Source organism: Desulfovibrio sp. (assembly GCF_035644575.1).
GTDB lineage: Bacteria > Desulfobacterota > Desulfovibrionia > Desulfovibrionales > Desulfovibrionaceae > Desulfovibrio.
Genome location: NZ_DASQOG010000030.1, coordinates 1 through 10,795, shown reverse-complemented (window position 1 = coordinate 10,795; position 10,795 = coordinate 1). Strand labels below are relative to the sequence as shown.

10 protein-coding genes are annotated in these 10,795 nt (G+C 56.8%); 5 read left to right on the top strand and 5 right to left on the bottom strand.

Annotated elements, in window-relative coordinates; all coding sequences use genetic code 11:
- From pgl to VEZ52_RS01275, 5 genes are all read right to left on the bottom strand, one after another.
- Positions 1–725 (bottom strand): 6-phosphogluconolactonase (gene pgl / locus VEZ52_RS01295; RefSeq protein ID WP_324835200.1); only part of this gene is annotated, 725 nt, incomplete at its 3' end.
- A 118-nt stretch (positions 726–843) separates the two neighbouring features.
- Complete coding sequence (locus VEZ52_RS01290) at positions 844–1,902, bottom strand: translation initiation factor IF-2 (protein WP_324835199.1); 1,059 nt, start codon at positions 1,900–1,902, stop codon at positions 844–846.
- Entirely contained in the window at positions 1,899–2,660 is a 762-nt protein-coding gene (locus VEZ52_RS01285) for a class I SAM-dependent methyltransferase (protein WP_324835198.1), read from the bottom strand. The genes VEZ52_RS01290 and VEZ52_RS01285 overlap by 4 nt, the downstream gene beginning before the upstream one ends.
- Positions 2,661–2,853: 193 nt before the next feature.
- Positions 2,854–3,234, bottom strand: a complete 381-nt coding sequence (locus VEZ52_RS01280; RefSeq protein ID WP_324835197.1) for a RidA family protein — start codon at positions 3,232–3,234, stop codon at positions 2,854–2,856.
- A 196-nt stretch (positions 3,235–3,430) separates the two neighbouring features.
- Positions 3,431–4,363: a bile acid:sodium symporter family protein gene (locus VEZ52_RS01275; protein ID WP_324835196.1), complete on the bottom strand. Its 933-nt coding sequence runs from the start codon at positions 4,361–4,363 to the stop codon at positions 3,431–3,433.
- 199 nt (positions 4,364–4,562) lie between these two features.
- Here VEZ52_RS01275 and VEZ52_RS01270 point away from each other — a divergent pair, with 199 nt between their 5' ends.
- The 5 genes from VEZ52_RS01270 (at position 4,563) to VEZ52_RS01250 (ending at position 10,734) form a co-directional block, all read left to right on the top strand.
- Complete coding sequence (locus tag VEZ52_RS01270) at positions 4,563–6,011, top strand: sigma-54 interaction domain-containing protein (RefSeq protein ID WP_324835195.1); 1,449 nt, start codon at positions 4,563–4,565, stop codon at positions 6,009–6,011.
- 366 nt (positions 6,012–6,377) lie between these two features.
- Positions 6,378–7,358, top strand: a complete 981-nt coding sequence (locus tag VEZ52_RS01265; RefSeq protein ID WP_324835194.1) for a TAXI family TRAP transporter solute-binding subunit — start codon at positions 6,378–6,380, stop codon at positions 7,356–7,358.
- Complete coding sequence (locus VEZ52_RS01260; RefSeq protein ID WP_324835193.1) at positions 7,358–9,343, top strand: TRAP transporter permease; 1,986 nt, start codon at positions 7,358–7,360, stop codon at positions 9,341–9,343. The genes VEZ52_RS01265 and VEZ52_RS01260 overlap by 1 nt, the downstream gene beginning before the upstream one ends.
- Before the next feature lie 25 nt (positions 9,344–9,368).
- A complete protein-coding gene (locus tag VEZ52_RS01255; RefSeq protein ID WP_324835192.1) occupies positions 9,369–10,292 on the top strand; it encodes a dihydrodipicolinate synthase family protein in 924 nt (307 codons plus the stop codon).
- A gap of 49 nt (positions 10,293–10,341) precedes the next feature.
- A complete protein-coding gene (locus tag VEZ52_RS01250; protein WP_192111415.1) occupies positions 10,342–10,734 on the top strand; it encodes a PPC domain-containing DNA-binding protein in 393 nt (130 codons plus the stop codon).
- The last annotated feature ends 61 nt before the right edge of the window (positions 10,735–10,795 follow it).

The following is a 10,795-nucleotide window of genomic DNA, read 5'->3' as shown; positions in this document are numbered from 1 at the left end:
TCGTCCACAACCCAGATCAGTTCGCCAAATCCGGGGCGCACCTTTTGTGCGGGCAGGGTGGGTTCGGCCAGCAGGTTGAGCGCGCGCGAAAGCACATCGTGCTTTTCCTTGCCGGTCACGAGGAACATGCAGCAGCGGGCGTTGTTGATAACGGGCAGGGTGAGCGTGAGGCGGTCAGCCTTGCGCTCGGGCACGTACTGGTCAATGACAAGGCGCTTGCGCTCGGCAAGGGCGGGCGAATTGGGGAAAATGGAACCCGTGTGGCCGTCTTCGCCCATGCCCAGCAGCATAAAGTCAAAGCGGGGCAGTTCCTGCGGGCCAAGATTGAATTCGGCGCGGATCTGCTGTTCGTATTTGACGGCTGCTTCAACGGGATCTTCCTCACCGCGCATGCGGAAAAAGTGCATGGCAGGAACCATGCTCAGCAGTTCGCGGCGCGCCAGCCCGTAGTTGCTGTCAGGATGGTCAGGGCCAACGCAGCGTTCGTCCACCCAGTAAAAGGTCATTTTGTCCCAAGGGAGGCGATCTGCCCAGTCTTTGCCCGCCAGCAGGCGGAAAAGCGGCGTAGGGGTCTGCCCGCCGGAGAGCGCGATTCTGAAAACACCCCTGTCGGCAATGGCTTCTTCGCAGGCTGCCGCCAGAATGTGGGCGGCGCGTTCGGCCATAGCGGCAGGATCTTTATGGATATGCACCGTAAGGTGTATGGAACGGCTGAGACCCGACATTTTGCGGCTCCTTGAGTTTATGTAGGCTGGCGCGGGCGTTGTGCGGCCCGCCAACCTCATCACTATGACACATTCGCCTGCGCGAGAAAAGGGCATAGTGGACAGGTGACTGTGAAAACTACTGAAATTCTTCCAGCAGATCAGGCGCTATGGTAAAGTGCAGCATCTCTCCATTGGCGAGGCCCAGAGTTTTCCACGAAGCTTCGCAGGTGAGTTTGCGCGCTGCCACAATGGATTTGCCAAGCGGGCTTGTGCCGTCAACTTCAATTGTCCATCTGCGTTCAAACGTATCACCCGGAAATGTGGGCTGCACGGCATTAAGAAAACGCTGCATCAGCTCCGTGCCGTCCGGCGCAAAAATTTTGACCGAAAGATCCACGTTATTGATGGGGATAGTGCTGATGTTTTTACTTTGCACGTCTACCACAACAAGAAGCGTCTTTCCGTCTGAAATCAAACCTGCGCTGGCCGTGCAGGCTTTGAGAGGAAGTGTATCTTCCATGCGTTTTTTGATCTTGGCATTTTTATCAAGAAGCAGTTGCCGTTGCGCGACCATGCGCTCCTTCTGGAACTCACGGTACTGGCGAACCAGCTCTTCGGCATTGACCATGTCGTCCAGTTTCCATCCCTCTGGGGTTTTGTCCATGCGCAGCAGCACCGAAAACTGTTTGTTCAGCACGGGGTGGCGAATCTGCGCGGCTATCAGCGCGGTATTCTCCGTGGGGTTCTGCAAGGTCATGGTTGTAAAAAACTGGGTAAAAAAGTTTGGCGGCAGAACATACAGGGGGCTTCTGAGGCGCACCAGTTCGTCAGTTTCTTCCTTGACGGGTTCTTCCTTGACGCGCGCCTGCTTGAGCAGACCAACCTGAACCATGTCGCTCAGATCTCGCAACTGGTTTGGCCCCTTTTTCAAAAAGGGGTAATGCTCTGCAATGGCCTTGGCCAGGGGCAGGGAAATGGCGTCAAAGTTTATGCGCTGCGCCAGTTCTGTGGGTTTGGCCGGGTGCAGGGCGTCCTTTATCTGCGCAAAGGCAAATTCGGCAGTCTGCCTGTACTGGTAGTACCGCCAGCCGCTGAATCCGCCCACCGCCGCCAGAATCACAAGCAGCACTGCGGCCAGCGCCAACAAGTGCTGGCGTATGAATGCCACAAGGGGGGCAATAAAGGGCAGGTTCATGGCGCTTTCCTCTCTGTGTCGGCAGCCTTGGCCTGAGATTTGTGGCCGCATTCCAGAACAGGCTCTGCGCGGCGCATGCGTCTGCGTCCGAGCCGTAAGGGCAGCGGAGTGACCGGGCGGGATTTTGCCATGTCGATACGGATAATGCCCCATGCTCCCATGGGCAGCCAGGGCAAGACCCTGTTGCAGCCGGAAAGGGCGCACGATGCATTCCAGGTGCCCTGCGGCCCGGCAAGAACGCTTGCCCCGCTGATGCGGCCAGCTGAAAGGCTCCTGAGCGTCCGCCATATTTGCCACCAGCAGAAGGTCGGGCCGGGCCATGCGGTTTTGCGGCCGCCAAGCAGGTGGAGCATAAAGGGAAGCGAAGCCGAGTTCCAGAATGTGAGGGCAAGGCCTGCGGAGGCCACGCGCAGCGATTCGGCTATGGCCTTGCGCGTGCTTTCGGCGCTGGGTGAAACAAGGTGCAGCACAACCCAGTCAAATTCGTCATCATCAAAGGGCAGGTGGTCGTCAGCGGCGGCCAGCACTTCGGCGCGGTCGGCCATGCGGCTTGCTTCGGCCCGCAACTCGGGATTGTGCTCCGTGGCGGTCATGTCAAAGCCGTATTCCCACAGCAGGGGCAACAGATCGCCGCGTCCGCAGTTCACTTCAAGCAGGGTGCGGCCACGGCGAGGCCAGGGGGCAAGGCAGTGCTGCACAAGCTGCTTCTGCATATGCAGGGCATACTGCCCTGTGATATCCGACTGTCGGTCATCCATACCGCGCCTCGCATTTGCCGTTAATCTTCTGCATATTCCACTATTTTGCAGCATCTGTAAATCAACAAAGCGCCCAGATGCGGCGGTGTTGCCGTGGCGGCATGCCACAAACAAACCGCAACGCGGCGGCTTGCAAGCAAGAGCCTCGTTGCGGTTGAATGCCGGGCCATGCCGCCCGTGTTGCCGCCGAAAATTACAGCGTGGCAATGGCCTCAATTTCAACCTGCGCTCCAAGCGGCAGCTTGCTGACCTCAACACAGGAACGCGCGGGGCAGGGAGCCGTGAAATACTTTTTGTACACGTCGTTGACAGCCGCAAAGTTGCCCATGTCGGTGATGAATACGGTGGTTTTGACCACGTTGGCGGCGGTCAGGCCCTGTGATTCCAGCAATGCCATAACGTTTTTGCAGGCCTGTTCCGCCTGAGCGCTCACATCGCCTTCCACCAGTTTGCCGATGGCGGGGTCGATGGGAATCTGGCCGGAAAAGAAGAACATGTTGCCGGTCTTGATGCCCTGGCTGTAAGGGCCGACTGCCCCGGGGGCCTTGCTCGTGCTGATGACTTCCTTGCTCATGGCGCTTCCTTCTTCAATATTGCTGGTAAGGGGTGAAGGTACTAGGCCGTCGGCCTGCTGCAAGGTGTTGCCAATGGCATAACCAGCCAGCGGCGGGCGGCTGCGGACAACTTGGCACAGCACCGCGCCAGAGTCAAAGCCCGGCAACTCATGGGGGGCGTTGGGGCTTGGTGCAGCGGCTTTGCTCCGGCTCCGGTTACGGTTTCAGTTTTTTACCGTGAAAATAGTTTGAAATCAGCGCGCCAGAAATATTTTGCCATACGCTGAACAGCGCGCCCGCAATGGCTGAAACCGGGGAAAAATGCGCCAGCGCGAGGGCCGTAGCCAGACCGGAATTTTGTGTGCCGACCTCAAAGCAGAGGGCGCGGCAGCGGGGCTCATCAAATTTCCAGATGCGGCCCACGGCATAGCCAAAGCCCAAGCCCAGCAGGTTGTGACACACGACGACCAGAAAGATATTGGCGCTGGCGCGAAGGATGCTTTGAGCATTGATAGCCATGATGCCGGCCACCACAAGGGTGATGGTAAGCGCCGAGAGCGGGGGCAGAAGGGGAATGGCCCGTTCCGTGAGCCTACCGCAGTAACGGTGCGCCGCAATGCCCAGAATAACCGGGATCACCACGATTTTAAGAATGGAAACGAACAGTCCTCCCATATCTACGGGAACCCACACGCCGCCAAGCAGCCATGTGAGCACCGGCATGAGCGCCAGTGCAACAACGGTTGTCAGCGAGGTGAGCGCCACGGAATACGGCACGTCGCCTCTGGCAATAAAGGTCAGCACATTGGAGGCGGTGCCGCCGGGGGCCGTGCCCACAAGAATGACGCCCATTGCCAGATCTGGCGGCAGGGCGAACAGGTAGCACAAGGCAAAGGCCAGCAGCGGCATGCAGCCGAACTGGGCCAGCAGGCCCAGCAGCAGGGCGCGCGGCTGGGAAAACACCATGCTGAAATCCTTGAGGCGCAAGGTCATGCCCATGCCAAACATGATGCATCCCAGAAGCGGCGTAACGTGCGGGGCCACCCAGCGGAACAGCTCCGGCTTCCATAAGGCCAAAGCCGAGCATGTCAGAATAAGCACGCCCATATAACGGGTAATTGCATTGCCAGCGCGCTGTAAGATACTCAACCTTTCTCTCCTGTTGCGCGGTTTTCTGCCGCGATGGTGTGAGGCGCATACTGGCAGAGAGAGTTCACGGTGGCAAGCAAGGGCACTTGCGCTTGGCCTGGGCAAAAGGTATCGCTCAGGTACTTTCAGATGCTGATTCGCCGTGGCGCGCCATGCGTTCTGCATCCTCCGAACAGTTTCTTACCCAAGAGCAGCAGGGATGGCAGAACTCTCCAGCCTTATGCAAATTCAGCCCTTTGTGCAGGCCTACGTGCTTGCGGTTGCTTCCATTCTGGACGCGCCCGTTACCGTGGTTGACTGCAATCTGGTGCGCGTGGGCGGCACTGCGGAATATGAGTCGCTCATCAGCCGGAAGATCGCGCACAGTGCTTTTTTCGACAAAGTATTCAAGACCGGCAAGCCGGCCTTTGTCAAAAACGTGCAGAACGATCAGGCATGCAGCGTGTGCGCCAACCGCGAGAACTGCAATGAACTCGCTGATATGGCCTACCCCATCTTTTTGAACAACCAGGTGGCTGGCGTTATTGGCATTGTCGCATTTAACGAGGACGAGCGCGGGCGGCTGCTGGGGAATCAGGAAAAGCTTCAGGAATTTCTCAAATATATGAGCATGCTGATTGAGAGCAAGCTTGTCACCCAGCAGCGTTCGCGCATTCTTGAGCACCAGCTTGACGCGGTTGTGAGCGGAGAGCGCAAACAGCTGGAAGAAACCCCCCTGCTGGGCAACAGTGCCGCCATTCGCGATATTCTGGCTCTGGTTCAGAAGATCGCCCCAGCGGACTCCACCGTGCTTATCAGCGGCGAAAGCGGCACCGGCAAGGAGGTGCTGGCCCGCACCATCCACAGCATGAGCGGGCGCGGCAAGCGGCTGATGACGGCTGTGAACTGCGGGGCCATTCCTGAAAATCTGGTGGAAAGCGAGCTGTTTGGCTACGAAGGAGGGGCGTTTACGGGCGCCAGAAAGGGCGGAAGCATGGGCAAGTTTGAACTGGCCCATGAAAGTACCCTGTTTCTGGACGAAGTGGGCGAGATGCCCTTGCCCGTGCAGTCCAAACTGCTGCGCGTGCTTCAGGATAAATGCGTACAGCGGGTGGGCGGTTCTGCGTCCATCCCGATGAATGTGCGCATTGTGTCCGCCAGCAACCGTAATTTGCAGGAAATGGTCGCTCAAGGGACCTTTCGCAACGATCTGTACTATCGCCTGAATGTCATTCCCATTCACATCCCGCCATTGCGCCAGCGCCGTGAGGATATCCCCGTTTTTATCGAGAGCTTTCTTGCCCGTTACCGGCGTGAGCTGCGCCGCGACATACGCGGGCTTGATCCTGTGGCTCTTGACGCCTTCATGAACCATGACTGGCCGGGGAATGTGCGTGAATTGCGCAATATCATTGAATATCTTGTTAACGTTGTTGAAGGCCCGCTGATACGGGCCAATGATTTGCCACAGCATTTTTTTGCCAGGCGGCCAGGAGCCGCGTCCACAGCAACGCTCAAGGAAATGCTCGCGGTGCACGAAAAACAGCTTTTGGAGCGCCTGATCGGCGTAGCTGTCAGCACGGAGCAGAAAAAACTTCTGGCCCGGCGTCTGGGCATCAGCAGCGCCACATTGTATCGCAAACTACAGGAATATAATCTGCTGCATTAGCCCTGCGAAATAATGCAACCGCCTGCCTCGTCCCTTCAGACCGTTTCCATACGGTTGCGGCAAGTTTTTCTCGTATCTGAGAAATCTATTCTCATATTTGAGAATACAATAATGCCTTGAAATGCTAACAAATTTAACTATATTTATTCTAAATGTTTTCAATTTTGCATCTGGCGAGTCTCTGCCCCGGTGTGGGGTATGGGCATTAAATGCTAGAGCCGCAAAGGTCTGGGAAAGGGTATATGATTTTGGTATAAAATTTGATAGGGTGCTAACGGTTATGGTCCCCCCCAGAGTATTGCCAAGTGCCAGCGACGCTGCCGCGCCTCAGTAAAGGCCGGAATAAACCGTACACAGGAGTATTCTATGAAAAAGGGTTTGATTTCGCTGTTGGTTGCCGTGGTTATGCTGGCGGCTGGGCTGGCCCAGATGCCCCAGGCGGCGGAGCTGAAAACGTTTACCATTACCTCCGGTCCGCTTGGCGGCGATTTTTACGCCCTTGGCGGCGTTATCGGCGAGGCTGCACGTTCGGTCATGCCTGGCGCTACCGTGAGCGTCAACACTGGCGGCTCGGTGGAAAACCTGCTGAAGATTGATGCGGGCAAGGCTGACCTTGGTACAAGCATGATCAAGCTGTATGAAGAAAGCCTTAAGGCCGAAGGCGTGTTCGCCAGCCGCAAGCCCGTGAAGAACGTAAAAATCATGATGTATGTGGCGCCCATGCCCATGAGCTTTTTCCTTGTGCGCGAGGATTCCCCCTATACCTCCATTGCGGATATTGCCCGCACCAAGCCTAAAATCCGTCTGCTGACCTCCAAAAAAGGTTCCTCGCCTGCAGTTGCCTCCGAAAACATGCTCAAACAGTACGGCATCACGTTTGAAGACATCAAAACATGGGGCGGCTCTGTGAGCTACGTTTCCTATGCGGAAGCCTCCTCCCTCATTCAGGACGGTCACGCGGACGCCTACGTGGGCCCCATTGTTTCGTCCATCAACGAACTGATCACCACCGTCAAAATGAAGATGCTGCCCATTGATCAGGCGGTTCTCGACAAGTTGAGCAGCGATGGCTACATGACCTTCACCATCAAGGCCGGGCAGTATTACTTTATCACAAAGGATACGCCGCACATGGCCGAAACCGTGGTTTTGCCCGTGGGCGCCAACCTGCCGGACGACGCTGTGTACGCCCTGACCAAGGTGCTTTGTGAAAAGCCCGAGATGATCCGCAATGTGCACCAGACCTATTCGGTCTTTGACCCCAGCAAAAGCGCTGATCATATTGCCGTGCAATACATCCATCCCGGTGCCCTGCGTTATTACAAGGAAAAGGGCTGGGTGAAATAATGGCTTCTTCCGAGCAAAAGGACGCCGCAGGCGCGTCAACAAAGGTCAATCTGGCCCGCAGCGCTGTGGAAAAAGAACTTGCCGGCGAAGCCAGCAATGACTTTGGCGAAGTAGCAGGCCTGCAGGGTTTTGCCAGGCTCGTGCAATACCTCATATTCTTTGGCTGCCTGCTGTTTGCGGGCTACCACTGCGTCACCACGATTTTTGGCATGCCGGTGGCCTATGTGCATCGGCCCATCCACGTCATGTTTGCCGCATCGCTGGCCTTTCTGGTGTACCCATCCAGCAAGAAGCGCGGGCCTGCGCCCCTTGATCTCGTGCTGGCGCTGGTGGCTCTGGCGGCTTTTGCGCTGCCAGCCATTCAGGCGGACCAGATTGCGGAACGTCTGGTCATGGTTGACGACCTGACCCTTGGGCAAACCATCAGCGGCATCACTGCCCTGGTGCTGGTTCTGGTGCTTATTCAGCGCGTTGTGGGCATGTCGTTGCTGGTGGTCTGCCTGTTGTTTCTGGCCTATGCGTTGTGGGGGAACCATATCCCCGGCATGCTCGCGCACAAGGGGTTTTCGTGGAACGAAGTGGTGGATTATCTGGGATTCGGGCTTGAGGGCCTGTATTCTTCTGCCATCGGTGTTTCAGCCACCTATATTGCCGCTTTCATTGTTTTTGGCACCTTTCTTGAGCGCTGCGGCGCGGGCGACGTGCTCATGGATCTTGGCCGCGCGCTGACGGGGCACTATCGCGGCGGCCCTGCAAAAATTGCTGTTATTACCAGCGCCTTTTTCGGCACCATTTCCGGCTCTGCAGCCGCCAATGTTTACGCAACGGGCGCGTTTACCATCCCCATGATGAAAAAGGCCGGGTACAAACCTGTGTTTGCCGGCGCTGTGGAGGCCGCAGCCTCCACTGGCGGGCAGATCATGCCCCCGGTCATGGGCGCAGCCGCATTCCTGATGGCGGACACGCTGGGCATACCCTATCTTGAGGTGTGCAAGGCGGCGGTGATCCCGGCTTTTCTGTACTTTTTTTCCATCCTTATGATGGTGGACTTTGAGGCGGCCAAGCTGGGCCTTTTGGGGGTTCCCAAGGAGGAACTGCCCCGCATGAAGGATGTTGTCAAAAGACTCTATCTTCTGCTGCCCATTGTGGTGCTGCTTGTGATCATGATGATCGGCTACACGCCCTTCAGGGCGGCGATGGCAGCCGCTGCGTCTGCCGTGCTGGTTTCGTGGGGCGATAAAAAGTTTGCCATCGGGCCGCGCCGTTTTGTTGAGATACTTTCCACCGCCGGGCGGCGCATGATCCTGATTGCGGTTGCCTGCCTTGGCGCGGGTATTGTCATCGGCGTTGTGTCGCTTACAGGCGTGGGGCTTAACCTCGCCTCGGTGGTTATTTCCATATCCGGCGGCAGCACCATAGTAGCACTGATTCTGATCATGCTTGCCTCGCTCCTCATGGGCATGGGCACGCCCACCACCGTGGCCTATGTGCTTGTGGCGACCCTGGGGGTTCCCGCCCTGCGCGAGCTTGGCTTCAGCGTGCTTTCTTCGCATTTCTTCGTATTTTATTTCGGGGTGATCTCCATGGTCACGCCGCCGGTGGCTGTTGCCGCTTACGCTGGCGCGGAAGTGGCGGGCGCCTCCATGATGCGCACGGGCCTGATCGCCTCGCGTTTGTGCAGCGTGGCCTTTATCGTGCCGTTTTTCTTCATGTATGACCCGGCTCTGCTCATGCAGGGCGAGTGGCCGAACATCCTCCAGGTTTTTATTACCGCCACCATTGGCACCGTTGCCCTTGCAGGCGGCATGGAACGCTGGTTTTTCCGCCCCATACCGCTGCCGGTAGCCCTGTTGCTGATTGTGGGCGCGTGTCTGCTGATTATCCCCGGTACCATTACAGACATGATTGGCCTTGGCATTGTGTTTGTTACCGGCGCATATTGTAAAATGAGCAGCAAGGCCGTGCAGGCCCGTGCTGTTGCCTGAGGCAGAGCATTAAAGGAGATTGAAGATGGGAAAGTTGATTTATCCTGAAGGTTCCTGGGTAGCGATTGTTACCCCCTTTACCGAAAATAACGCCATTGACCTTGGCGTGATGCACGATCTTGTGGATTTTCACGCCGCCAACGGCACCAGCACCTTGCTTGTGCTGGGTTCCACCGGCGAACCCACAACCTTGACCATTGAAGAAAAAAAGACCGTCATCAAGGACATGGCCCGCTACTGCAAGGGCAAGATCCATGCGTTTTTTGGCGTGACCCACGGCGACACCGAAAAAACCATCGAGCTTGCGCGCTACGCGCAGGAGCAGGACGCGGACGGCATCGTTGTTGTGGTGCCGCCCTATCTGTGCCCGGATCAGGCATCCGTGCTGGAATACCTCATTGATGTCTGCCTTTCTGTAGATATCAGCGTGGGCCTGTACAACAACCCCGCCAGAGTCGTGGCCAACGTCAACGCGGAAACAGTCATCACGCTGTTCAATTCCGTGCCCAACCTGGTGGCCGACAAGGAAGCCATGCCCAATGTGGGCCAGATTGCCACCATTCAGGAAGGCACCCACGGCGAACTGCCAATCCTCTGCTGCGATTCGCCCGCCTATGCCCTGACCCTGCCCGTGCTGGCCTTTGGCGGCGCGGGAACAGCCAACGTGACGGGCAATATCCACCCCCGCGCCATGGCAGAAATGTCCCGCCCCTGGAAGAACTTTGAAGACGTGCAGCGCACCCGCAGGATTTACAACGAGCTGCTGCCCATCATGGAGGCCTGCTACGCTGCCACCAACCCTGTGGCGGTCAAGACCTTTGTGCGCCTGCTGGGCTTTCCTGTCGGTCACTGCAAGCGCCCCATGCGCGATGTAAGCCCCGAGATTCAGGAAGGCATGAAGTGGCTGATTGAAGAATTTGAGCTCAAAAAAATCTACAACCTCAAGTGATGCCTTGTAGTTACACGTTATAGCTATTACGGCGATCATCGAGGATTTCATGCAAGTAACAGAACTGACCCAGCCTAAATGGTACAAATTGCGCCTTGGCCCAGGCTCTGACCTGTTTCAGGGACTGCGGGATTTTTTTGAGCAGCAGAAGCTTGAACGGGCCTTTATTCTTTCAAGTATTGGTTCCCTTGAAAAAATTATCTGCAACTACCCGGTAACCTGCACAACCATGCCCCCGCCGGTGAAATCCAAAACCATTGAAAAGTTCTTGGAAGTCAACGGCATCACGGGCGAAATGTGGCGCGAAAACAATCAGGTGCGCGTTCACCTGCACGGCTCTGTAACCCACGAGGGCGAAACGCTTTTTGGGGGCGGCATGGCCGATGGCGCCAAGGTGCTGGTTCAGGTTGAGATGGTAGTCATGGGACTGCTGGAACAATAAATTTCTGGAGAAAGATCATGCCTTTTCTTACCTTTACCTGCGAACACTGCAACAAGGTATC